This is a genomic window from Oribacterium sp. HCP28S3_H8, assembly GCF_052064775.1.
In the GTDB taxonomy this organism is placed as follows: domain Bacteria; phylum Bacillota; class Clostridia; order Lachnospirales; family Lachnospiraceae; genus Oribacterium.
In genome coordinates this window covers 247,644-272,779 of record NZ_JBQHUZ010000003.1, presented here as the reverse complement: position 1 = coordinate 272,779, position 25,136 = coordinate 247,644, and the positions used below count along the sequence as shown (strand labels likewise).

16 protein-coding genes and 2 pseudogenes are annotated in these 25,136 nt (G+C 48.0%); 16 read left to right on the top strand and 2 right to left on the bottom strand.

From position 1 onward, the window contains the following. The first annotated feature begins 76 nt into the window (after window positions 1-76). The gene (locus ACTNEN_RS05365; RefSeq protein ID WP_441205014.1) at window positions 77-694 is read left to right on the top strand and encodes an MBL fold metallo-hydrolase; all 618 of its coding nucleotides are present in this window, start codon (window positions 77-79) and stop codon (window positions 692-694) included. Here the strand turns inward: ACTNEN_RS05365 and ACTNEN_RS05360 are convergent. Next, window positions 642-1,265 (bottom strand): Uma2 family endonuclease, encoded by a 624-nt coding sequence (locus ACTNEN_RS05360; protein WP_441205013.1) that lies wholly within the window; start codon window positions 1,263-1,265, stop codon window positions 642-644. The genes ACTNEN_RS05365 and ACTNEN_RS05360 overlap by 53 nt on opposite strands. 894 nt (window positions 1,266-2,159) lie before the next feature. Between ACTNEN_RS05360 and ACTNEN_RS05355 the strand changes: the two genes are divergently transcribed. The 13 genes and pseudogenes from ACTNEN_RS05355 to ACTNEN_RS05295 all read left to right on the top strand — a co-directional run bounded on the left by ACTNEN_RS05355 (window position 2,160) and on the right by ACTNEN_RS05295 (window position 22,672). Next, the gene (locus ACTNEN_RS05355) at window positions 2,160-3,053 is read left to right on the top strand and encodes an arginase family protein (protein WP_441205012.1); all 894 of its coding nucleotides are present in this window, start codon (window positions 2,160-2,162) and stop codon (window positions 3,051-3,053) included. Window positions 3,054-3,080: 27 nt separating this feature from the next. After that, a complete protein-coding gene (locus ACTNEN_RS05350; protein WP_441205011.1) occupies window positions 3,081-5,357 on the top strand; it encodes a thiamine pyrophosphate-binding protein in 2,277 nt (758 codons plus the stop codon). Between the two features lie 13 nt (window positions 5,358-5,370). Next, window positions 5,371-6,324: pseudogene (locus tag ACTNEN_RS05345) on the top strand (NAD-dependent epimerase/dehydratase family protein); the annotation flags it as partial. A gap of 294 nt (window positions 6,325-6,618) precedes the next feature. Continuing rightward, window positions 6,619-7,797, top strand: coding sequence for a class I SAM-dependent methyltransferase (locus ACTNEN_RS05340; RefSeq protein WP_441205083.1), 1,179 nt, complete (start codon window positions 6,619-6,621; stop codon window positions 7,795-7,797). A 37-nt stretch (window positions 7,798-7,834) separates the two neighbouring features. Next, window positions 7,835-9,025, top strand: a complete 1,191-nt coding sequence (locus ACTNEN_RS05335; RefSeq protein WP_441205010.1) for an alcohol dehydrogenase catalytic domain-containing protein — start codon at window positions 7,835-7,837, stop codon at window positions 9,023-9,025. A gap of 232 nt (window positions 9,026-9,257) precedes the next feature. Beyond that, window positions 9,258-10,286, top strand: coding sequence for a glycosyltransferase family 2 protein (locus ACTNEN_RS05330; RefSeq protein ID WP_441205009.1), 1,029 nt, complete (start codon window positions 9,258-9,260; stop codon window positions 10,284-10,286). A gap of 138 nt (window positions 10,287-10,424) precedes the next feature. Next, entirely contained in the window at window positions 10,425-12,791 is a 2,367-nt protein-coding gene (locus ACTNEN_RS05325) for a glycosyltransferase family 2 protein (RefSeq protein ID WP_441205008.1), read from the top strand. Window positions 12,792-12,884: 93 nt separating this feature from the next. Beyond that, entirely contained in the window at window positions 12,885-14,300 is a 1,416-nt protein-coding gene (locus tag ACTNEN_RS05320; protein ID WP_441205007.1) for an undecaprenyl-phosphate glucose phosphotransferase, read from the top strand. Window positions 14,301-14,353: 53 nt separating this feature from the next. Beyond that, on the top strand, window positions 14,354-16,441 hold the full coding sequence (locus tag ACTNEN_RS05315) for an LCP family protein (protein WP_441205006.1): 2,088 nt from the start codon (window positions 14,354-14,356) through the stop codon (window positions 16,439-16,441). Window positions 16,442-16,730: 289 nt separating this feature from the next. Further along, the gene (locus tag ACTNEN_RS05310) at window positions 16,731-18,419 is read left to right on the top strand and encodes an O-antigen ligase family protein (protein ID WP_441205005.1); all 1,689 of its coding nucleotides are present in this window, start codon (window positions 16,731-16,733) and stop codon (window positions 18,417-18,419) included. Between the two features lie 342 nt (window positions 18,420-18,761). Further along, window positions 18,762-20,423 carry a hypothetical protein gene (locus tag ACTNEN_RS05305; protein ID WP_441205082.1) on the top strand — a complete coding sequence of 554 codons (1,662 nt, stop codon included), beginning with the start codon at window positions 18,762-18,764 and terminating at the stop codon, window positions 20,421-20,423. 118 nt (window positions 20,424-20,541) lie between these two features. Further along, window positions 20,542-20,991, top strand: coding sequence for a hypothetical protein (locus tag ACTNEN_RS05300; protein ID WP_441205004.1), 450 nt, complete (start codon window positions 20,542-20,544; stop codon window positions 20,989-20,991). A gap of 322 nt (window positions 20,992-21,313) precedes the next feature. Beyond that, window positions 21,314-22,672: a sugar transferase gene (locus ACTNEN_RS05295; protein ID WP_441205003.1), complete on the top strand. Its 1,359-nt coding sequence runs from the start codon at window positions 21,314-21,316 to the stop codon at window positions 22,670-22,672. 4 nt (window positions 22,673-22,676) lie between these two features. Here ACTNEN_RS05295 and ACTNEN_RS05290 read toward each other — a convergent pair whose 3' ends face one another. Then, window positions 22,677-23,495 (bottom strand): glycosyltransferase, encoded by an 819-nt coding sequence (locus ACTNEN_RS05290; protein ID WP_441205002.1) that lies wholly within the window; start codon window positions 23,493-23,495, stop codon window positions 22,677-22,679. A gap of 261 nt (window positions 23,496-23,756) precedes the next feature. On the opposite strand from ACTNEN_RS05290, the gene ACTNEN_RS05285 reads away from it, so the two are divergent. Both ACTNEN_RS05285 and ACTNEN_RS05280 read left to right on the top strand, forming a co-directional pair. Beyond that, the gene (locus ACTNEN_RS05285; protein WP_441205001.1) at window positions 23,757-24,758 is read left to right on the top strand and encodes a glycosyltransferase family 2 protein; all 1,002 of its coding nucleotides are present in this window, start codon (window positions 23,757-23,759) and stop codon (window positions 24,756-24,758) included. Window positions 24,759-24,920: 162 nt separating this feature from the next. Continuing rightward, window positions 24,921-25,130, top strand: a pseudogene (locus ACTNEN_RS05280) (hypothetical protein); the annotation flags it as partial. Window positions 25,131-25,136 lie beyond the last annotated feature (6 nt).

The window sequence follows — 25,136 nt, the reverse complement described above, 5'->3', positions numbered from 1 at the left end:
GGTAACAGCAGAAGTAACATATCATATGAATGCTTTTAGTTCATAAGACACAGATGATGAAGAAGGAGGAAACACCATGGCAAAATTGTATTATCAGGGACACGCCAGCATTCGCATTACAACCAACAGCGGCGTAGTAATTTACTATGACCCGTATGCAGGTGACGGTTATGAGCTTCCGGCGGATCTTATCCTCGTAACGCACCAGCACCAAGACCATAACAAGATTGAGCTTCCGGCGAGGGCAGCGGACTGCGTTGTTTATCAGAACACAGACGCGCTGAAGGACGGGATCTATCAGAAAACCACAATTCACGGTGTCGAAATTGAGGCGACCGAGGCATACAATAAAAACCACCCACGGGAGAGCTGTGTCGGATATCTGCTCCGGGTGGATGGTGTACTTCTGTATCTCGCAGGCGATACCAGCATGACCGACCAGATGCGTTCGGGAGATCTCGCGGCAAGACACATTGACTACGCGTTTCTGCCGATTGACGGTCAGTATAACATGGATGTGAATGAAGCCATCGCGTGTGCTGATCTCATTAAGGCGCGGCATACCGTCCCCATGCATATGACATTTGATGGAATTTTTGACCGGAAGATTGCGGAGAAGCTCAGGGTTCCGGGACAGCTCATCATTGCTGCGGGGGAAGAGATCGACCTTTCTGCTCCATCAACCTGCGCGTAAGCTTCTGCACTTCAAAAAATTTATCAACCTTCCGGCTCATTTCCTTGAAATCAATTGAGAACTCCGGGTTGATGACCGGGACAGCGACCGTTTCGTCAAAGCTATGGATCCGGGGAAGCTGCGCATTGGAGAAATCATACACCGCAAGCTGTTTATGCTCCGGGTCCAGGATCCAGTACTGCTGCACCCCGGAGGAGGCGTACTTCGGCAGCTTAAGATACAGATCCCGCTCCCGGTCCGCAGGATCATTGGCGAGCATTTCCACCACCATCTCCGGGGCACCGTAGACGAATGTTCCATTCGCAAGCTTCTCCGGATCCTTGACGATTGCGATGTCCGGCACGATCAGTGTCGCCTCGTCCCGATCCAGCTGGACGCCGACAAATTCAAAGGCGCGGATTTCCGGTTGATGCTCTTTAAGATAATTGCGGATGCAGAAATAAAACTCCCGGAGCCAGGTGGCGTAAAGCGGGAAATAGAGCTTCATCGGATAAATGTTTCCGTCAATGAGCTCGGTGCGGTCTTTCCGCTCCTGATTGTCTTTAATTGTATAAGGGCCAAGCTGTGGCATAGATCTACCTCTTTTCTGCAAACTTTTCCGTTGATGTGGTCTCCCGGGACTAACGCTGTGCGCATTTCCGGAAACCATATGTATGCATGTATTGTATCATCAAATCCAAGGAGCGCCAATTGCTGATGGAATTTTCGTTTTATGCGCAGAGCAGATGGGGAGATGGTCTTTGTCATGCTGGGAGACTTGGTCGCTTTTTCGCTTCATGCGCAGAGCAGTTGCGGATAAAGCCTTTATTATGCCAGAGACCTGGGAGATTTTTTATTGCATGCGCGGAACGGACGCGTACTAAGTCGGTGAGGGGACGGATTGGCGTGCAACAATGATGGTATTTTCCATAATTGGGCAGTTTTCGGCCTATAGAAAAATAAGCGTAAAACGTACCCGAATTTTTGTGGATTCGCTTGGCAAATTGTCCCTATTACGGATGGTGATAAGGAGCGTTTCGGCATATAATGAAAAAATTTTCAAACGTACCCGAAAATGAAGTGGTCATTCGGGTACGTTTGAAATAAAATTTTGATATAGACCGAAAGGACAGGCAGAACAGCTTCCTGCAGTACAGTTTTGGCAGAAGATTCGGGTATGAATTTGCATCAAAGGTCCTATAGGTCGAATGTCTCAGTCCGCATATTTTGCCAAAGCACTCCAAAGCACTAAGTTAACTTCCATTTACCTTGGATTTGACTTAGAAGGCGAATGTATGTGAATGTAAAAAATATCAATGCCAGTTATTCTACAGATGATCAGTCAAATGACATAGAAGAGGCTGGAGCCGGTGAACAGTATCTACTGCAGGAGAACATTCACTGGACATACATCGTCTTCTTGCGTAATGGGTGTACTACGGTTAAAATAAAAAAGTGAATTATGGAGAGGAGATGGGCGGAAAACATGACAGAAAAAACTCACAACAAGCGGAAAGTCATTGTCATGGACTTTTCCGGCATTTATAAAGAGGAGAGCTTTGATGTGGCAGAGCAGACCGTCGAGGTACTGGACTGTTCCGACATTAAGGGTACGGATGGCTTCTGTGATGAGGAGGCCGAGGAGAAGCTCCGGACGTTGCTGAAAGAATATGATGCGACCGGAGTGCATTTTATTGATAACGGCAACTACCATTATCTTACGACACTCTGGACAGAAAAAATCCATGAGGACTTTAATCTCATTATCTATGACCATCACATGGATCTGAGACGACCGCAGTTTGACCGGATGCTTAGCTGCGGCTCCTGGATCCGTGAGGAAATGGTCTTTAATCCGCATGTCCGCGGGATTATTGTGATCGGACCTTCGGGGGAGCAGAAGGCGGGCATCAATGCGGAGCTCATGAGTCTTGGAGAGGAATATCTCCCTGAGGAAATGAAGCAAAACATCAGTGGCAGAAAGGCAGCTGCGCTTAAAAACGGCATCCCGCAGGATCCACTCATGAAGGTAGGTCTGTACTGCTTCACTGACGAGGATGTGCAGTCCGGTAGAGCGAGGAGTCATATCTCCTCGATCTTAAGGATGATGCACCTGCCGATTTACATTTCCGTAGATAAGGATGTGCTGAACCAGAAGGAGCTTAATACCAACTGGGATCAGGGCACGATGTCGGAGGCAGAGTTTTTTAAGGAGATACGGCATCTGGTGAATGCTCCTGAGCTCAGGATCATCGGTATGGATGTATGCGGGGAACCGCCGTTTAAAGGGGTCGATACGAGTCATGAGGATGAGATCGACATCCGCGCGAGCGATGAATTTAATCAGAAACTGATAGATCTTTACTATACTAAAAATTAAAAAGAAAATAGAAAACGAGGATACGAGATGAAGCAGAAACTTGCAAATTACATTTCCGAAACACTGGTAAAGCATGGAATCACGCAGAACTTCTCCGTGACTGGCGGTGGAGCCATGCATTTAAATGATGCATTTGGACATCAGGAAGGTATGTACACCCTTTACCAGCATCATGAGCAGGCGTGCGCCATGGCTGCCGAGAGCTATGCCAGAATCTATAACCGTCCGGCGCTGGTATGTGTCACCTCTGGTCCCGGCGGAACCAATGCCATCACCGGTGTTGTAGGCGCATGGCTTGACTCTATCCCGATGATCGTCATTTCCGGACAGGTACGCTATGACAATACCGCCCGCTGGTCCGGCGTCGGCATCCGTTCCATGGGAGATCAGGAGTTTGACATCACAAAGTCCATCGCCTGTATGACCAAGTACTGCGAAATGCTGATTGACCCGTATCGTGTCCGTTTTGTAATCGAGAAATGCCTTTACCTCTCCCAGACCGGACGTCCGGGTCCATGCTGGATCGACATCCCGGTCAACATTCAGGGAACCTATATCGAGACGGACGACCTTGTCGGATTTGATCCGGAGGACTATGAAAACGGCGGCACCGGCTGGGCTAAGTATCAAGATGGTCAGAACCGGCACCCGGAAACCGCCGAGGAGCTGCAGGATTCAGATTTAAGCTATGAGGATCCGGCGAGAAATATCCTCACCGAGGCAGATGTCCGGGAGGACAAAAAGACCATGCTCGAGTCTTTCCGCATGATGGAAAATCCGCATGTGATTCCGGCGGATTCTGACCCGACCTTTAACGGAAACGGTCCGAGAGAGGAACTTCCGGAGCAGAATCTTGAGCAGCTCGAGCAGGCAGCAGGGGAGATTCTGGACAAAATTCAGGCATCCGAGCGCCCGATTTTCTATACGGGAAACGGCATCCGGATTGCCGGCGCAGAGAAGCTTTTCCTGGAGGTCGCGCATAGACTTGAGATTCCGGTGGTAGTAGGCTGGAATGGTCCCGACGTGATTCCGACCGCGGACCCGCTGTATGCAGGACGCCCGGGAGGACGTGGAGACCGTCCCGGAAACCTTGCCGTGCAGAACGCAGACCTCATTCTGTCCATCGGATCCCGTCTCAACATCCGTCAGGTTGGCTATAACTTCAAGACCTGGGCGAGAGATGCCTATGTGATTGTCGATGACATTGACTCCGAGGAGCTCAGGAAGCCGTCTGTCCATGCCGATATGCGGATCCATGCCGATGCTGCCAACCTTTTAAAGGCAATCTTAAATGTGCTGAACCGGAGAGGCATTGACACAGCGTTTAACGGCGGTAAGGGTATGCTGCGCAAGGATGCCATAGAGATCGCAGATCAGAAGGGCTTTGCAGCAGCTAAGGAGCTTGCCGGGAAGCTCAGTGCCGGTACAAGCGAGCGGATCAGCTGGCTTGAAACCTGCCAGTTCTATAACACAGTATATCCGACGGTTCTCCCGGAGTACCTTGCACCGAGCAAGTCCGAGGACGAGTATGCCAATGTCTATGCTGTGGTACAGGTTCTCTCTGAGCTTTCCAAGCCGGGACAGATTACGGTGGTAGGAAATGGAAGCCCCTGCGTTGCAGGCGGACAGGCGTATATCATTAAGGACGGCGCCCGCTTTATCTCCCAGGATGCCATCGCCTCCATGGGCTATGGACTTCCGGCAGCGATCGGTGTCTGCGCGGCGGTGCATGGCGTGGACAGCATCGACACACTGGAAAAGGCAAAAAGGGACGTCTACTGGACAGGCTTTGACGAGGAGTATCCGGATTATAAGGCACATGACATCCTTCTTATGACAGGCGACGGTTCGATCCAGATGAATCTGCAGGAGCTGCAGACCATTATTACGCACAAGATGCCGATCAAGATTTTCCTTATCAATAATGGAGGCTACCACTCGATCCGCCAGACACAGAACAGCTTCTTTGGAAAGCCGCTTGTTGGAATCGGCATTGATTCCGGAACCGTGGATGTACCGGATCTTACCTTCCCGGACTTTGAGAAGCTCTCGGCAGCCTATGGCTATCCGTACATCCGCGTGTCTCACAATGAGGACTTAAGAGATGCATTTGAGCGGACACTTGCGGTTTCCGGTCCTGCCATCTGCGAGATCATGGTGACACTGACGCAGGAGTTCCTGCCGAAATCCGCTGCCAAGAAGCTGCCGGACGGCTCTCTCGTCAGCCCGCCACTCGAGGATCTTGCGCCATTCCTTCCAGATGAGGAGATGGATAAGGTTATGCTGGTAAAGAGAGTGAAGTAATAGCGGAGTAAGGATGAATATATTGATTTCCGGTGTCACCAGCTTCCTTGGAATGTACACCGCGGAAAAGCTGCTCGGGGAGGGACATACCGTGGTCGGGATTGTCCGCCCGGGCAGTACACATGAGAGCAAACTGCAGCGGGAGGAGCTTGCAGGGCTCAGAATTGCACATTTTGATTTTGACATGCTTCCGGAGGAGGATACCGCCGTTTATCACCGTGCGGCAGAGCTTGTGCAGCCGGGGCAGTTTGATGTATGGATCCATTTTGCATGGGACGGAGAGGGATCTCTCGGGAGGTCCAATGCAGAAATTCAGAAACGAAACATTGCGAATGCAAAAAAGGCATACCGGATCGCGGAAGCGCTGGGCTGCCGTAAATTTCTGTTTGCGGGCAGCCAGGCGGAGTACGGACGCGGCAGCCATCAGGCACCAGCGCCTGTAAGTGAGTATGGTAAGGCAAAGCTTGCATTCGGACGCTGGGCAACCGATGAAAGCCTGTTAAATGAGGTGCTGTCGGATACGCCGGGAGAGGTCATGCAGGCACTGCACCTTAGAATATACTCGGTGTACGGCTATGGAGATCACGAAACAAGCCTTGTCAACAGCCTGATCCGTTCCGTACTGAAACGGGAGGAAATTTCACTCGGACCTTGCACGCAACGGTGGAATTATATGGAGGTGAAGGACTGCGCACGCGCGATTTCCTTACTCGCCAATTCCAGTCACGCGCGGACCGGCGAATACGATATCGCGGGAGATGAAACCAAGCCGCTTCGGAGCTTTGTCGAGGACATTGTGGATATCTGCGAGCAGATTCCGGATCTTAAGGGTAAAAAAACGACGTACAATAAGCATCTCCTGCATTTCGGCACCCGAGCCAACAATACCGAGGGGGTAGCAGACATGTCTCCGGACCTGTGCCTTCTTAAGGCGATCGGATTCCGTGAGACCATTACGTTTGCAAAAGGCATCCGGAAGCTTGCGGAGAAGCTGCGGCTGGACCTCCTGGAGGCTGCAAAGACGGATCCGGCGCATGCAAAGGCAGCGAAGGATACCGATGCAGATGCATGTACAGGAGATTTTGACCGTGCCCCTGAGAGCCTTACGTTCAAGAAGAAAGGAAACGACAGGATGAGCTTAGAAAAGTACGAGGAGAAGCATGCGACATGTGGAGCTGTGCAAGACAGTGAAACGCGGAGGATACCAAAGCTTCGCCCTGCCGCGCGCTGCATTGCCTGCGGGAGCTGTCTCCAGCCGCTGATGACACTTGACAATATGCCGGCAAGTGCGCAGGACATCCCGGACAAGAGCGAGCTGTCCAAGGATCATCCGATTTCGCTTACCCTTTGCCAGTGCGGGCAGTGCGGACTTGTACAGTTTGATACAGAGCCGGTGCACTATTATAAAGATGTGATCCGGGCGGGCGGTGGCAGCAGTACCATGCGTGCACTTCGGCGGGAGGAGTATCAGCGCCTGCTTGATACTATGAAGCTGAAAGGACTTACGGGTCGGAATATCATCGAGGTCGGCTGCGGAAGAGGCGAGTTTTTAAGCTTTTTCCGGGAATATAAAGACGAGCTTCTTAAGGAGCAGAACAATCTGATGGAGGAGATTCGACTTACCGGCATTGAACATAAGCCGGAGCTTGTGGCACTTGCCCGGCAGGCGGGACTCGAGGTCTATGAGGGATTTGCCGAGGGAGACGAGACATTCCCCAATGCACCGTTTGACGCCTTTGTACAGTTTAATTTCCTGGAGCATCAGCCGCACCCCAAAGACATGCTGCATTGCATATGGGAGAATCTTAAACCGGGCGCGATTGGACTTGTGACCGTGCCAAGCTTTGAGTACATCCTCCAGTATGATGGCTATTATGAGCTGCTTCGAGATCATATCGCATATTATACCAAGGACACGCTCCGGAGACTGTTTGAGAGCGCCGGCTTCCGCACGATCTCCGAGCGGACAGTAAACAGGGATACGCTGGAAATCATTGTAGAGAAGCTTACAGAGGTTCCCAAAGAAGCGGAGCCCTATACCGGCGGCTTTACTGATGTGTCCGCACTCATGGAAAACTATGAAACGCTCCGCCGGGATATCACAAAATATCTGGATCAGCTGGACGCGGCAGGCAGGACACTTGCCATCTGGGGAGCAAGCCACCAGGGCTTTACCCTCGCGGCAACCACAGGACTCGGAGGCCGGGTACGCTACATCATCGACTCTGCCAAATTTAAGCAGGGACGATTTGCACCCGCTTCGCATATCCCGATCTACGCGCCGGAGCATTTCCTGGATGAGCCGGTGGATGAGATCCTGATCGTAGCACCCGGATACACTGATGAAATCGCCGGTATCATTCGGGACAAGTTTGGCAGAGACATCCGGATCCTGGTGCTGAAATCAGAAAAAATTACGGATTACGAGACCAGGGTATGAGAGCAAGGTCCAGACGGAAAAATGAGGAAAATGGGAAATGAAAGCATTCGTTTTAAAAAAACACGGCGAGGTAGGATATGTTGAGAAGCCACTTCCGATCCTGCGGGATGCGCACGGCGTGATCCTGAAGCCAGTGCTGGTGAGTCCGTGTACAAGTGATGTTCATACCGTATGGCAGGGCTCGCCTAAAAAGCCGGATCTTACACTCGGACATGAGTGCATCGCCGAGATCGTGGAGACCGGCTCCGAGGTGCGAGACTTCCATCCGGGAGAGATTGTTGCGGTTCCGGCGATTACGCCCGACTGGAGCCAGCCGGATGTTGCGGTGAACTATGCGCACGCAGGGCATAACTTCTCCGCACACATGCTTGGAAAGTCCATTGACGGAGCATTTCAGGAGCGCTTTTATCTTCCCTATGCTGATCAGAACCTCGCCCATATCCCGGCAGGCATGGACCTTGACGATGCGCTTATGTGCGTGGACGTTGTCCAGACCGGCTTTACCGCCGCAGAGGAGGCGCATGTGCATGCAGGTGACACGGTGGTTGTCATGGGGATCGGGGCGATCGGACTTGCTGCCATTATGGGGGCAAAGCTTATGGGCGCGCGGACCATCTACGCGGTGGGAAGCCGTCCGGATAACGTAAAAATTGCGGAGTCCATGCGTGACGAGAGCTGTCTTGTCGAGGTGCTGAATTATAAAACGCTGCGCAGCTCCCTGCCGGAGGGGATGCATCCCCTGGCCAATTCCACCAACTCCCCGGTCGTAAACTATGTGCTTCACCGCACAGGAACCCGTGGCGCGGACAAGGTGCTGATCTGCGGAGGCAATGACTATACGCTTGCAGAGGCCGTGGATATGGTGAAATACGGGACAGGTGTTGTGTCCAATGTCATGTATTTCGGAGCAGACCCGGAACGCGAGGATCGGGAACTTCGGAATCTCGAGGATCCACGGAATCGAGAGGAGAACAGGAGAAATACAGAGATTGACGGACTGCTCCTTCCGAAGTTCTCCATGGGACGCGGTATGGCAGGGAAGACCTTGAAATTTTCTCTTTCCAAGGGCGGCCGGCAGAACCTGGAACGTGTATTAAGATTGATCCGGGAGCATGACCTTCATCCGGGGATTTTTATTACAGAACACTATACAGGGCTTGATAAAGCCAAACAGGCACTCTATGACATGAAGGACCGGAAAGCCATCAAGATTTCAGTTGAGATTTAAGATGAGATTTCAGATATAAATATGTGATTATTATATCCAAATCCACCTGCATCCGGATTCTAATACCCATATCCGGGAATAAGCTTGCAATGACCGGGCTTCGGACAGAGAAGTCTGATTTTAACACCCATGTCCGGGGATGAGGCATGCGGGGCTGTATCTCTGCTTGCGTTCGCGTGCGTCCGAGAGTAGAATGAGATGGTAAAATCAGAAAGAAAGCAGGATAGTTGCTTTGAAAACAATCAGTATCGTAGTACCTTGCTATAACGAAGAGGAAAATGTGGTGCCGCTTGCCAATGCGCTCCGCGAGATGTTCCTCACAAAGCTTCCGTCATATCAGTACGAGATTCTCTATATCGACAATGATTCCACGGACCATACCCGGGAGCGGATCCGGGGACTCTGCAGTACGGACCCCGGCATTAAGGCGATCTTTAATGCCAAAAACTTCGGACAGTTTAACAGCCCTTATTATGCCATGCTGCAAACCACCGGAGATGCCACCATCCTGATGGCGGCGGACTTCCAGGATCCGGTGGAGATGATCCCGCAGTTTGTCGCTGCCTGGGAGGAGGGCTACAAGATCGCCATCGGCGTAAAGGAGCATTCGGACGAGTCCAGGCTTATGTACTGGCTCCGGGGCGTTTACTATAAGCTCATCAAAAAAATGTCCTCTGTGGATCAGATTTCCCAGTTTACAGGCTTCGGGCTCTATGACCGTGCATTTATTGATGTCATGCGGGAGCTGCATGATCCGACCCCGTTCCTGCGTGGCATCGTGGCAGAGCTTGGCTTCCATCGGAAGGAGATCCCCTATACACAGCCGAAGCGGAGAGCCGGAATCACACACAACAATCTGTATACACTCTATGACGCGGCTATGCTTGGCTTTACAAGCTACACAAAGGTCGGACTCCGCCTTGCTGTGTTTTTTGGAGGAATCTGCTCCGCACTCAGTATGCTGGTTGGTGTGCTTTATCTCATCATGAAGCTGATCTGGTGGAACCGTTTCCCGGCAGGCATGGCACCGATGCTGATCGGCATGCTTTTCCTGGGCTCGATCCAGATTTTCTTTATAGGACTTCTGGGCGAATATATCCTCTCGATTAACCAGCGGGTCATGAAGCGTCCGCTCGTTGTGGAGGAGGAGCGCATTAATTTTGCAGTAGCACCGAAAGGCAGCGGTGTGCAGGATCAGGATCACAGCAGTCAGGCGGAAGTGGCGGAAACAGACATTCTCCACCGGGACCAGACAGAGTGATATAACCGGTTTATGGTAAGGGATTGATTTACCAGCCAGCTTATTGACAAATCGGAGAAACCGATATAAAAACAGAACAGCAATGGCATCAGCGGAACTTGCGGCAAACGTGGTTCCGCTTCTTTTTTGGGAGAGGATATGAGGACCAGAATCGATATCGCAGTTGGGAGAGAAGGCAAGCTGACCCTGGAGGGTTGGACATTTGGCAAGGACCCGGAGACGGAAGTAAAGTACACGGTGCTTGACGAGAAAGGCAGAGAAGTGCCGGGCAGTACCTATGCCTCTGTCCGGAGAGACGAGGTAGTCAAGGCGTATTTCCCGGAGCGGTACAAATCAGCAAATCCCGTCGTAAGGGAGCTCGGCTTTGACATTAACGCCCCCTATGAGCGCGGCAGGACCTATTACCTCCTGATTGAGGTGGACGGAAAGAGCCGGAGATTTAAGTTTAACGATAAAATCCTTGAGAGCTTTAATTCGCATGCCCACAAAACCCGGGAGAAGCTTCTTGCCCTCTTAAACTGGGAGACCGTGGAGGTTTCCTGGGAATATCTTAAAGAGCACGGCTTCGGGGCACTGTGGAAAAAAGGCATTCACAAGATCCAGGGGATTCAGGAGGACTATGAGTACTCCGAATGGTGGAAAGCCACAAAAACCACGGACGAGGAGCTTGCACGGCAGCGCGAGACTGCAGGAGACTTTGCTGTTAAGCCTAAGTTCTCCATCGTGATTCCGGTTTACAAGACGCCGGAACGCTTTTTACGGCGTATGCTCGAGTCCATCCAGCAGCAGACATATGGCAATTTTGAAGTCTGCCTTGTTGATGCGACAGAGTACCAGGGACTTAAATGGATGCGCGAGGACGGCAAGAGGCCAAAGGATGTCCTGACAGAGTTTGCTGCGGCGGATCCACGCTTTATCTGGAAGCCGCTGAACCGGAATCTCGGCATTTCAGAAAATACCAATGCCGCGATCCGCATGGCAGACGGCGATTATATTGTGCTCGCAGACCATGATGACGAGCTTACGCCGGATGCCTTATACGAATGTACCAAGGCCATAAACGAGCACCCGGGGCTTAAGGTGATTTACTCCGATGAGGATAAGATTGATTTTGAATCCGCGTATCTTTTTGAACCGCACTTCAAGACCGACTATAACCCGGATCTCTTACGCTCCGTAAACTATATCTGCCATCTTTTTGTGGCAGAGCGGAAGCTTATGGATGAGATCGCGGAGATCAATCAAGAGGGCGAGAAGATCTATGAGCGGAGTACTTACGACGGAGCACAGGACTATGACCTGATCCTCCGCTGCTGCGAACGTGCCGATGCGATTTCACGCGAGGAAGTAAAGGCGCATGGTTTAAGCAAAGAGGACCAGCAGAGGCTGAAGGACGGAGTCTTTACCTCCACCAACATCTACCATGTGCGGAAGGTGCTGTACCACTGGCGTTCGCATCAGCTCTCTACCGCAAGTAACCCGGAAGCAAAGCTCTATGCCTTTGATGCCGGCAAAAAAGCAATTTATGACCATTGCAAGAGAGTCGGACTTCCGATCAGGACGGTGGAGGACGGCATCACCTATGGAATCTACCATACCATTTACGATAACGAAAATCCGTTAATTTCCGTTATCATTCCCAATAAAGACCATACCGAGGACCTCGACAAAGCGATCCGCTCGCTACTTAAGGGTAATTATCAGAACCTTGAGTTCATTGTCGTGGAAAACAACTCGACGAAGCCGGAGACCTGGGAATATTATGACAAAATCCAGAAGGAGCTCCCTTGTGTCAAGGTTGTGAAGTGGGCAGAGGGCTTTAACTTCTCCGCTATCAATAATTTCGGTGTACAGTATGCCAAGGGAGACTATTATCTTTTCTTAAACAACGATATTGAGATGATCGCGCCCGATTCCATTTCTGAGATGATCGGCTATGTACAGCGTGAGGATGTCGGGGTCTGCGGCGCACGCCTCCTGTATCCGGACGGCACGATCCAGCACGCCGGCGTGGTCATGGGCTTCGGCGGCATGGCGGGACACTGCTTCATAGGCATTCACAATGACGAAAATACCTATATGCACCGTGCCAAATGCATCCAGGACTACTCCGCCGTGACAGCCGCCTGCATGCTGGTCCGCAAGGATGTGTTTACGGAGGTGCATGGCTTTACCGAGGAGTATGCTGTCGCCTTTAATGACATTGACTTCTGCATGAAGGTCCGTGCCGCCAATAAAAAGGTGGTCTACAATCCGTATGCAGAGTTCTATCACTATGAGTCCAAGTCGCGTGGCGCGGAAGACACCCCGGAGAAGGTAAAACGCTTTAACGCGGAGACAGAGCGGCTGGCGCGGAACTGGACCCGTATCATAAAAGAGGGGGATCCATACTACCACCCTGCGCTGACGCTCAGGAAATCCAATTTCGTTCTCCGGGATTTAAGCAAGGAAAAGGTCGGAGAGCCATTCCCGCTTCTAAATCTTAAGGGCATCACCTGGGACTAGCAGAGCGCTCACAATTCACCCGGGTAAATTTTAAGAATTTCCTAAAATCAACGTCCTTTATCTTTACGTTTAAGTAGTGTATAATTGCAAACTATGATAAAGGACAACCAGAGACAATTTAATCGGTTCCATGTGGTCCTCGACGTGCTGATCCTGATCGCCTCCTGGACCCTCTCATGGCTCGTCATGATCCGAACACGAGATCTGCCGGCGGGCGTCGGAGTACTCCCGCCGCAGATTTACTTTGCGGCGCTGCTTCCCATGGTGCCGCTGTATCTCCTTCTGTACTGGTGCTTTAAGCTCTATCAGCCCAAACGCACCATGACCAAACGGAAAGAGTTCGGACATATTTTCCAGGCGAATGTCGTCGGCCTCCTGGCTGTCACATCCGTCTTATTTGCGTTCCGCCGGTCCGGATATTTTGCACACTTCAGTACCAGGATGCTGTACATGTTCTTTGTAACCAATACCCTGGCGCTGACACTGGAGCGCTTTGCCATCCGATACCTCCTCTCGGATTTACGGAAACGGGGCTTTAACCAGAAGCATATCATCCTTGTCGGCTTCTCTGATGTATCGGACCAGTTTATAGATGCCTGCCGGAGAAACCCGGACTGGGGCTATCACATCTATGGCATCGTGGACGACCTTGCAAGCACCGGTGTGGAATACAAGGGCATCAAGGTTATCGGTAAAATTTCAGACCTCGGGAAGCTCCTTGCCACCAATCAGTTTGACGAAATCGCCATCACCCTGCCGCTTGCGGCATATGAGAAGCTCGCCGGGATCGTGGCGGTCTGTGAGAAGTCCGGCGTACATACCAAGTTTATCCCGGATTACTCCAATATCATCCATTCCAAGCCTGCTACAGAGGATATGGACGGACTGCCGGTCATTAATATAAGAAATGTCCCGCTGACGGACCCGGTCAAGGCGATGGCAAAGCGAACTGTGGACATCATCGGCGCGCTCGTCGGCATTATCCTCTTTTCACCGATCATGCTGGTGGTCGCGATCCTTATAAAGCTTTCCGGACCGGGACCGATTATCTTTAAGCAGGAGAGAGTCGGACTTCACAATAAGCCCTTTATGATGTATAAATTCCGTTCCATGGTGCAGCAGGCGCCGGAAGCAGAGAAAAAAGGCTGGACTACACCGCATGACCCAAGAGTCACCAAGGTCGGCCGCTTTATTCGTAAAACCTCCATTGATGAGGTACCCCAGTTTTTTAATGTATTAAAGGGAGACATGTCTCTTGTCGGTCCAAGACCGGAACGCACCCAGTTTGTGGAGATGTTTAAGGAGGAGATCCCCCGCTATATGATTAAGCACCAGGTTCGCCCGGGCATGACCGGATGGGCACAGGTCAACGGACTCCGGGGCGATACCTCGATCCATGAGAGGGTCAAGTATGACATCTGGTATATTGAAAACTGGACAATGGGGCTTGACATCCGGATACTGTTTATGACAGTATTTAAAGGATTTGTCAATAAAAACGCTTACTAGGCTTACCGAGATGACAGGCTTATAGCTTATAGATAAGAATCTGAGGGATAGATATGGCATTGGATAACGGAAAAGGTGCCCGCAGACCGCATTCGCAGCAGGAATACGATGCGGAAAAAAAGGCACTCGAGGATAAAATTGTAAACGACAGCGGCATGGAGCAGAAAATCTATAAAAATGCTGTCCATGAGGGAGACCGTAACGGGCAGAGAGGAAACGATGCCCGGGATCCGCACGACCGGGAGGACACAGACCGGGGACGGGAGATGAGTGCAGACGGATCCAGTCAGGACGCAGGTTCTGTCAGGGCACCTCGACCGGCGATTAAAACCATGAATTCTGCGGAGCAGTCAGAGGATGAGATTGCCTTTGAACGGCGCATGCAGCGCAATAAAAAGAAGTCGCATCGGGTCCGCCTTGCTGCGATGATTATCGTTGAGGCCTTAACGCTTGCCTGCATCTTTGCGTACAGCTTTGTGCACCGCTATCTATCAATGACACAGGATGTAAGCTTTGATATCAGCAAGGTTAAAAACGACAACATTGACATCTCCAAAAAACAGACCATGGAGGGCTACTGGACAGTCGCTGTGTTTGGCGTGGATTCCCGGAACGGCGCTGTCGGCAAGGGTACCAATGCCGATGTACAGCTTATTGTCAATGTCGATATGGGGACCGGTGACATTAAGATGGTTTCCGTTTATCGTGACACCTATTTAAATCTCGGTGCAGGTACCCGCTTTGCCAAGATCAACGAGGCCTATGCAGTCGGCGGTCCGGAGCAGGCGGTTGCGGCATTGAATAAAAACCTTGATCTCGATATCGAGAATTACATGACCTTTAACTGGAAGGCGGTAGCGGACGGCATTAATATGCTGGGCGGTGTCGATGTCAATATCACTCATGCCGAGTTTTATTATATGAATGCCTACATCCATGAGACCTGTATCAAGACCGGGATCAGTGACAAAAACCCGGCGGCAGAGTATATCTCCAAGGAGGGCTACCAGCATCTGGACGGGATCCAGGCAGTGGCGTATGCACGTCTCCGCTATATGGACTCCGACTTTGAGCGTACCAAGCGGCAGCGGGAGATCATCACGCAGTGCCTTGCCAAGGCTAAAAACGCGGATCTTGCCACACTGACGCGGATCATTGATACGGTACTTCCGCAGGTAGCGTTTAACATTGACACCTCGGACATCATCGAGCTTGCCAAGGGTGTTGCAAGATATAACATAAAGGATACACAGGGATTTCCACAGAAGCTTAGTACCCAGATGATGGGCAAGAAGGGCGACTGCGTCATCCCGCAGACACTTGCCTCCAATGTCACAGACCTGCACGCATTCCTTTTTGGCGATGAAAATTATGACCCGTCAGATGCGGTTAAGAAGTACAGTCAGAAGATCGCGGATGATTCCGGAACCTATAAAAACGGAGGAGGCGACTTGGACAAATCTGACAGCAGCTCCGGCAAGTCCTCGACCAAGCAGGAGACCATCTCCAACCGCGAGCAGGAGGACTACGACCTTGAGACTGAGACCGATGCCAGCGGCAAGGTTACAACCAAAAAGAGCAAGAAGTCTACATCCAGCTATGAGACAGATGCGGACGGAAATATTATCCTGTATTATGATGATAATGGTAAGCCTGTCTATGAAACCAACGCAAGCGGCAATAAGGTAAAGGAAACCACAAAGTCGGCTAAGACAACGGATGCTGACGGCGACATCATCGAAGGTACGGACAAAAACGGAGATAAGATAAAGGAAACGACCTCCAAATCCAATGCCAACGGAAATGAAGCCATTGAGGAGACAGACACAGACGGAAATATCGTCTCCAAGGGCGAGAAGGAAACGACCAAGGCAGATAAAACCACAAAGGAAACCAAAGCTTCAGAGAGCACCGGCGCCACGATCAGCGAGTCACCGATCAACAGTAAAACACCAGGCTCTACCAAGGCTTCCGGCAAATCCGATATTGTGGAGGCTCCGAATGACGCAACCGGTAAATCTGACATCATCGAGGGAGGTCCGTCTGGAAACAGCAGCCCGGGTGCAGGCTCAGGTAATACCGCACCTGGCGGTTCCGGAGATGTCGTCGAGGCAAATGATGCAGGAGCCGGACCAGGGTAAGGAAGATATAAGGGAAGCTCAGTGGAGACTCCCATTGACTAAAACTTTAAGCTGATCATAGTGATCGCCAGATCTCTGCCGGTAACAGAGCGCTATGATCCGGGAGGCGGGTACAGGTTACCCGCCTCTTTTTAAAACTTGAATTTTGAAATTGGTATTTTGAAGCTTGCGTTTTTTTAAGACAATATTTATGCTGTTTTAAAGGCGTGTTTAAATACTATTAAGATGCTGAAACAAAATCAGAACAAAATCAGATCAAAATCAGAATTTGAAATAAGGATGAATGCACATGGAAACAACTGTTAAATCAACGAAACCCAAAGCAGATGACGGGCTTGGAAATGGGACACCCTTTCAGAACTTCGCAAGTCATATCATGGATATCTATGTGCTTGTGATGCTCTGCGTTTTTCCGCTTTACACGCATGATGGATATTACGATATCTTAAAAAGCCGCTTTGACTTTTTCTGGAGAGCCACCTGCATCACAGCAGCAATCCTGTTGATTGCCGGAGTATTTTATTTTATCTCTGGTAGAAAAGGAACGCATAAAATGGAAAAGGGCGGAATCCTGCAGCAGCTTAACCCTGCAAGTCTCTGGAAAAAACTGTCCGTACCGGATCGTTTCCTGCTTCTGCTGATTTTTATTTACTTTATTTCCTTTGCATTGTCCGGATATCCGTATGAGACCTGGTGGGGGAACCTGGGCAGATATCAGGGCCTATTAAACATGCTTATGATCGGGCTTCTGTATTTTATGATTACCAGGTTTTATCACTATAAAGCCCGTCATATCAAAGCATTTCAGATGATCGGTCTCCTTATGTGTCTCTGGGGAATCACCGATTTCTTTAAGATGGACATTTTTGGCTTTTTTTCAGATGTCACAGACGTAAGCTATATGGAGCGTTTTGCTTCCAGCATCGGAAATATCAACATGTATACGACAGCAACCGCTATGCTGCTAGCATTGTCCACGACACTATTTATCCTGGAAAAGAGTAAGATTCGCTTGGCAGTAGACTTTGTATGCATGGTTGCGGCGGCGTTTGCCTCAATCATGGGACTAAGTGATAACTTTATGCTGTCTATCGTCGCTCTATATGGCGCACTGCCGTTTTTTACATGGAGATCCGGGCGTGAGCTTTTAAAATATTTTATTTCTGTGACAGTGTTGATTGCGGCAGCTAAGGTCTCCGCGATTTTATCAATGACAGAAGGAATTACGACCATTGCCAATATTTACAACATGGGGCTTATCATGAAGCTTGGAACGTATCCATGGTTCTCACTTGTGCTCATGGGATGCATTGTCATTACTCTCGGAATCGCAATCGCCATGACACTGCGGAAGCTCTGGGATGCACCGCTGCCCAAGTGGATACGAAAGATCTGGGCAGGTTTATGCATCGTTGCCTTTAGCATTGTAATCTTTGCATTTTTTGATGCGAATGTTGCCGGTCATCAGGCAAGTTGGGAAAAGCTGGGACTCTCTAACGCAATAGTATTTAATGATGCATGGGGTACGGGTAGAGGACTCAACTGGCGCATGGCTATGGACTATTTTGTGCACAGGATGCCGCTGCTAAAGAAGCTGTTCGGCTATGGTCCGGACAGCTACTATATGATCGCCATGGATAATTTTTTTGATAAAATGGCAGCTGCAGGCTATGGCATGTTTGACGCAGCCCACAATGAGTATCTGAATTACCTTATCACGGTCGGTATCGCAGGACTTGTAGTGTATTTACTGTTTATGATCTCGATGATCTGTGCAATGGTACGATTCCTGCGCCAAAATACCGGGGATATCGAGGAAAGAGAACTTGCGCCTGAAATCATTTATGTCACAGCCGCCATCATGGTTATCATCACGTATATGGCACAGGCGTTTATAAATATCGCAGTAGCTATCGTAGCACCGTTGCTGTATATCATGTTCAGTATCGGGATGGCTGTGAGCCAGAAAAAGAGATAGATCATGACAGGATAAGAATTCTGGAGGATAAATGCCAAATCGGCATTGGACAATTGTTTATGAAAAAGTCTACAAAGGGACTTGATTTTTACTGCTAATCGGCTATAATTCAAGGTAATTCTTATGGATTTCTTAATTTTGTCCTTAAGAATTACGTAATAATTTGTCCGGACTTTGTTATGTACAATTGGTGCCGGGCAGGTTATTATATAACACGTAGCGAAGCGATATATTTGTTCCGTACATCCACTGTATATGATTCAGAGCAAAACATCAAAAAAGCTTGAATATTATGACGGTGGAGAGTATAATCGCAACGTAACTTGGATTTTTAAGAAATCCATGAATCAAAAAAGGAGTGCATTTATTATGAGAAAGCAGACAAAATTAGTTGCAGCTCTTTCTGCAACAGCTTTACTCGCTCTCGGAGCTTCGGCTGTAGTTTTCGCTGCAGGCTGGGATAACTCCACAGGAGCATGGCAGTACCTTGATAATGAGGGAAATGCTATTACTGATGCTTGGCGTAAGTCCGGCGATTACTGGTTCTATCTTGATGATGATGGAAACATGGCAACCGATGAGCTGATCCAGGATGATGATGATTATTACTATGTAAACGCTGATGGCGCTATGGTAACAAATCAGTGGGTTGCTCTTGATGCTGATGATTCCAGCAGCGACAACGGCGATGCTGAGTACAGATGGTTCTACTTTGGATCTGATGGTAAGGCTTACAGAGATAAGGGCAGCAATTCTGAACTGACTGTTTCTGACCTTAAGACCATTAATGGTAAGAAGTATGCATTTGATGCTGACGGCAAGATGCTTTACGGCTTCGTAGATGCTGATGGCCTTTCCATCTACACTGCAGATGATGAGGACTGGACTGACGCTGAGTACTATTTCGGCGGATGGAATGATGGTTCTGCTCAGACTGGTTGGGTACAGCTTACTGTAAATACTGATGGTATTTCTACAGATGATGATGACGATAAGGATGATAACGATACTTACTGGTTCTATATGAACAGCAACGGTAAGATCCAGAAGAATAAGAAGAAGACCATCAACGGTGCTACTTACTACTTCGATACTTATGGCCGTATGATTGATGACTGGTCTACAGCTTCTAAGGATTACACTGGTGAAGTTTCTACATCATCTGATGTTGTTTATACTAACGGTGATGGTGCTACTCGTAAGAACCAGTGGATCTGGGCTGTTCCAGATAAGAACTACGATGAAGGCGATTATAACGATGATGAGTACTCATGGTGGTGGGCTCAGTCTTCTGGAAAGCTGTTTACTGACGGCGTAAAGAAGGTTAAGGGCAAGACCTACGCATTTGATGGCAAGGGTCGTATGCTTACCGGTGTTGTTGTATATGATAAAGATAATTCTGAGACAAAGTACTCCATGAAGCAGAAGGGCGGCTACGATGGAGACGACTGGACAGATCTTGAGGGTGATGACTTCGCTAAGAAGGATCTGAGCGGCAAGAAGGTTTACTACTTCTCCAATGATGAGGAGCATGATGGATCTCGCAAGACCGGCTATCAGAATGTAGAGTTCGATGATGACACTTATCAGATGTACTTCAAGTCCAATGGTGAGGCTGAGAAGGGATACGTATCCAAGATCAAGAAGTACTGCGCTAATGGTGTTGTACTGAAGGCTGATTCAGATACTTCTAACTATGGTGTAGTTGAGGATGCTGATGGTAAGCATGATTCAACCGGCAATACTGTTCTTTACTATGGCGACGATCTTGACGCTACAAAGATCAAGAACGGCGATTATGTTCTTATTAATACTGCTGGTACTATCCAGAAGAATGCTAAGAACAAGAAGGACAGCAATGATGTTTACTACTACACTAACAAAGATGGTGTTGTAACTTATGCTGGTGACAAGCTCTTTACTGGTAAGAAGAATGATTCTGATTACACTGAAGTAGGTGCTGTTGTAGCTGGTAGCGACACTGTTTACTATGTAGAGAAGTAATCTTAGTGATTGCCTTTTAAAAGGGAGAGGGAAGTGATTCCCGCTCCCTTTTTTTAAATTCTAAATCATGAAAAAAATACAATTAATTATTATACTGGCTGTATTTACAAGCCTTTCCGTGACAGCATGCAAGCCGAAATACAATACTGCAATGCAGGATCCTGTTTCTGTTACGATCGCGGCAGATCAGGTAATAAATATTGATTTTGATCAGATCTCGGACGATGTTATTGAGAATCTTTCTGATGACGCACAGACCTATGCATTTGTAAAGGATCTGCAAATCTCCGGCACCAATGATCCAAAGCAGGTCAACATCACAGTAGAGATCATGGATGATGTATCTGATGATGCAATCAAACTGTTCATGTCGGATGTGCTGACACAGATTTCACAGGAAGCTTGTGTTCAGGATAGCCGATATACAGAGCCATCAGCAGATGGTTTAGGAAGCTTCTATGATTCGTATGCAATCCATTATGAAATTAAACAAGGAGATGCAGACTACGAAAATCAGACCATATCTGCTGGTGAGAGCATTCCGTTTGGAACGGTTGTTTCGGAATAACAACGTTTATTAGTAAAAGCTGTGCATTTAAGGTGATCACTTATTTGATTTAAGATTTAAATGCATAGCTTTTTTTATTATCAAATTTGATTTTTTGGAACGCATTATTTTTTATTTGCGCTTGATTTTGCATATTAATTATATCGTTCATTAAGTTATTCGTAATTTCTATTTGATTGGATTGTAAGCCTTCATCCGATCTGCTATACTTGAAACATTCTTTTGAGATATAAATCCTCTGCCATTGAGCTTAATTGAAAATAATATAGCATTTAGGAAGCACTATTTCATGTTTTGACGGCAGAGATCGGGAGGTTTGATTTTGAATACAAAGGGACAGTACAGGAGGCTGATCAGAGCCTTTTTCTGTGGCGTCTTGCTTTTGATACATGGAGTTCTTTTTTGGAAGGTATGGACGGATTTTTATAGTAATGGAATGGATATACAGTTCTACCGCAGAGGACACTGGCTGTTTTTAGGGATGTATCTTTTTGGACTCTTTTCCTTAGTCCAAATTTATGGTGGCTGGAAGGTCGGATATCTACGAGTCTTTAATGTGATTTTTTCTCAGGCAATAGGTATTTTTGTGATAAACATTATCACCTATCTCGCGATTGTGCTATTAACCAAGAGCATTCCCAATGCATTGTATTTGCTGCTGATGACGGCAACACAGATTTTAGTTACCATTCCCTGGGCACTGATCAGTAATCGGATTTATCTCACTGCATATCCACCTCGTCGTGTTCTGATGATTTACGGGGACCGGCCGGCTATGAGCCTGATGCGCAAAATTACTTCACGTACAGACCGCTTTACAGTTGCCGGTAAGATTCCCATTCACCGTGGTATCGAGATGATAGAGAAGCAGATACCAAAGTATGAGGGTGTAGTCATCTGTGATATCGAGAGCCATGAAAGAAATCAGATTTTAAAGTACTGCTATGAAAAGAACGTCCGCGCCTACGTTTTGCCAAAAATAAGTGATATCATTATCCGAAGCTGTGAAAGCCAGCATATGTTTGATACCCCGATGCTTATGGCCAGAAATGAGGGGCTTACGATTGAGGGTAAGGCTGCTAAACGGTTTGAGGATATTGTACTGGCGTTGTTGCTGCTGATAATATTTTCCCCATTTATGTTGCTGATTGCGATTGCCATTAAGCTGGAGGATGGAGGAAGTATCATATACAGGCAGGAAAGACTTACAATAGATCGTAGGCATTTTTATGTCTATAAATTCCGTAGCATGCAGGAAAATGCGGAGCATGATGGCAAGGCGCGTCTTGCTGCGGCTCACGATTGCCGTATTACAAAGGTCGGCAAAGTTATCCGGTCGATACGGTTTGATGAACTGCCTCAGTTTGTTAATATATTAAAAGGCGATATGAGCGTTGTCGGTCCTCGCCCTGAAAGACCAGAGATTGCCAAGGAATATGAAAATAAGATTCCGGAATTTGCCTATCGCTTAAAGGTCAAGGCTGGACTCACGGGATATGCACAGGTTTATGGGAAATATAATACAACTGCGTACGACAAGCTGAAGCTGGATCTTATGTACATCCAGAACTATAGTATTGCCCTGGATCTGGAAATTATATTAAAAACGATCCAGACGATGTTTACCCGGGAGAGTACCGAGGGTATGGAAGAGGGCGAAGACATAGCGTTGGGACCTTGAATAATCAATGTCTTAATAGATGCTGATAGAGGAAGCGCCTGAGTGTCCCGGGCATAAGGTCTGCTGCCAGACGCATGCATAGTGTTGTATGATATTGGATCCGTGTAATGTAACCTTGGGAAAGCATGAGAGTGTAAAGCTTTTTAGCGGATTGAAAATGCTTTAAGCCTCCACGGCGCTGGTACATTTTTGTACCTGCCCGCATAAGAAGCAGTGGTTCCTGAATGTTGTAAGCCTGGACATCTATGCTTAACATCCGGATCCAAAGTGCATAATCCTCAAAATAAGGGAAATCTAAAGAATAGGAACCGGCATTGAGTACCATCGATTTCCGATACATTACGCATGGGTGATTGAAGGGGCTTCTTTTGGCTGCAAATGCTTTGATTTCCTCTTGATACTCTGGAACAGTGCGCGTTCTCCCGGGATTACGTGGATCAGCTGCAAACTCCGTGACAAAACCACTAACGATGGCAAGCTCCGGGTGACTTGCAAAGCATTGTAATTGACGGGCACAACGATCCGGGAGAGAAAGGTCATCCGAGTCCATGCGTGCGACAAGATCGCATTGGCAGTATGATAGACCTGCATTCAGCGCCGGACCAAGCCCCAGGTTTTCTTTGAGACGCACAACTTTAAATGCATTTGCGTGTTTTGTAAAATCAGAAATGACCTGCTCCAGTTCAGGATTTAACGGACCATCACAAACCAGAACAAAGTCATGAAATGGAACGGTTTGATCAAGCATGCTTTGGATTGAAGCCCGTAAATAGGATGGATTTTCCTTATTATAGACTGACATTAATACAGAGTATGATTCCATCCTTTATTTCTCCTTCTAATATTTTTCGAGATAAGAATTTTAGATAAGAAAACGATTGCCGATATACATTTGTTTATGATAGGCATGTCTCCCGAACATTTAGCTTAGGGTACATGTCTATCACAATCAGAAACCTAAGTTCATCATAGCATTGAGAAAAACAATTGTCTATCAAGGGCGAATCTAAATGCTCATCTTGACAGAATTACAATCAGAAACGTTAATGTAACTGATGATCATGATTATGTAATAGAAGATACTATGGAAAAACTGTTGACGATTGTAGTCCCTGCATATAATGCAGAGCGATATATAAAAAAGAATCTGGATTCCATGGTCCTGCCGGGGGAAGATATGTCATGTCTTGAAATCCTTGTGGTGGATGATGGAGGGACAGACCGTACAGCAGAAATCACAGAGGATTATGTTAGACGATATCCCGGCAGTGTTTCTTTCCATCATAAACAAAATGGAGGTCACGGGTCCGTAATCAATTATGGAATTCAGCATGCCACTGGTAAATATTTCAAGGTGGTGGATGGAGACGACTGGCTGAATCCGGAGGAATTTCCTGCTTTTCTAAAGCTTTTAGAGGGGCATGATGAGGATGTGATCGCATCTGACTTTCTGTGCCTGGAGGATACAACATGGCGCGTGCTGCGGGAGATGCATGCAGCACTGGATCCCGGGAAATATGGGCACAGTGGTAAGATTTCAGAAGGCTTTGTAGATCAGGTTATCAAGATGCATAGTCTGACGATCCGTACGTCCATCTTAAAGAACATGCCGGATCGGATGGATGAGCACTGTTTTTATGTAGATCAGGAATATGTCACATATCCGATGCTTCTGGCAGATACGGTTTATTACGACTGTAGAAATTTATATATGTACCGCCTTGGCAGGTCGGGGCAGAGCATGGATATCAGATCCATGCAGAAAAACCGGGAACAGCATATGAGAGTGTTGCAAAGCCTTGTGGATTTTTACAAAAGACTTCCGGCATTGCCTGCACCGAAACGTCATTATATTGCCCGCTGTGTGGCGCAGATTGTAGAAAACCAGTTTCAGATTGATATCAGCCTTGGAAATCATCCAGAGACGCGTAAAAAACTGAAAACATGGGATCAAAAGCTTCTGAAGGATTGCCCGGAAATCTATCACAGCACAGAGCGAAAAAGCATTACGATGCTGCGTGCTACGGATTATATGCTGTTACCAATAGGATGGTTTGCTCTTGGTATGAAAAAAGGATTTACGTGAAAGAAATTGTAGAAGTGATAGAGGTGTATCAGACAATCGGCAGGATAACATGATTAACTATTGAGTGAATGATTGAAATGAATTTTTACCATCAAGACATAAATGACAAGAGCATATTAGTAATATGAGCAATCAAAACACCTCATTAAATGGTATGAACCTATGAACACATTATTACAAACAATCCTTTTTCCAAATCCGGAAACCTGCAGCGCCGAGGACTGTTATTTCCGGAGAGCAGGCGCAGAACAAGTATATAATACCTACTTCAATATTTTTTCATTAAAAAAATGGCGATGGTATACGGATCTTAAAAGCATCGCTTTGCACATAAAAATAGAAGGCAGTGCGCGTATACGGTTGTGGGCCTATACTGCG

Coding starts and splice junctions, on each gene's coding strand:
- ACTNEN_RS05305 (WP_441205082.1), top strand. CDS start 18,762: ATGAATCAAAAAAGGAGTGCATTTATTATGAGAAAGCAGACAAAATTA.
- ACTNEN_RS05290 (WP_441205002.1), bottom strand. CDS start 23,495: ATGGAATCATACTCTGTATTAATGTCAGTCTATAATAAGGAAAATCCA.
- ACTNEN_RS05360 (WP_441205013.1), bottom strand. CDS start 1,265: ATGCCACAGCTTGGCCCTTATACAATTAAAGACAATCAGGAGCGGAAA.
- ACTNEN_RS05320 (WP_441205007.1), top strand. CDS start 12,885: ATGATAAAGGACAACCAGAGACAATTTAATCGGTTCCATGTGGTCCTC.
- ACTNEN_RS05340 (WP_441205083.1), top strand. CDS start 6,619: ATGACACTTGACAATATGCCGGCAAGTGCGCAGGACATCCCGGACAAG.
- ACTNEN_RS05325 (WP_441205008.1), top strand. CDS start 10,425: ATGAGGACCAGAATCGATATCGCAGTTGGGAGAGAAGGCAAGCTGACC.
- ACTNEN_RS05355 (WP_441205012.1), top strand. CDS start 2,160: ATGACAGAAAAAACTCACAACAAGCGGAAAGTCATTGTCATGGACTTT.
- ACTNEN_RS05310 (WP_441205005.1), top strand. CDS start 16,731: ATGGAAACAACTGTTAAATCAACGAAACCCAAAGCAGATGACGGGCTT.
- ACTNEN_RS05335 (WP_441205010.1), top strand. CDS start 7,835: ATGAAAGCATTCGTTTTAAAAAAACACGGCGAGGTAGGATATGTTGAG.
- ACTNEN_RS05350 (WP_441205011.1), top strand. CDS start 3,081: ATGAAGCAGAAACTTGCAAATTACATTTCCGAAACACTGGTAAAGCAT.
- ACTNEN_RS05365 (WP_441205014.1), top strand. CDS start 77: ATGGCAAAATTGTATTATCAGGGACACGCCAGCATTCGCATTACAACC.
- ACTNEN_RS05315 (WP_441205006.1), top strand. CDS start 14,354: ATGGCATTGGATAACGGAAAAGGTGCCCGCAGACCGCATTCGCAGCAG.
- ACTNEN_RS05285 (WP_441205001.1), top strand. CDS start 23,757: ATGGAAAAACTGTTGACGATTGTAGTCCCTGCATATAATGCAGAGCGA.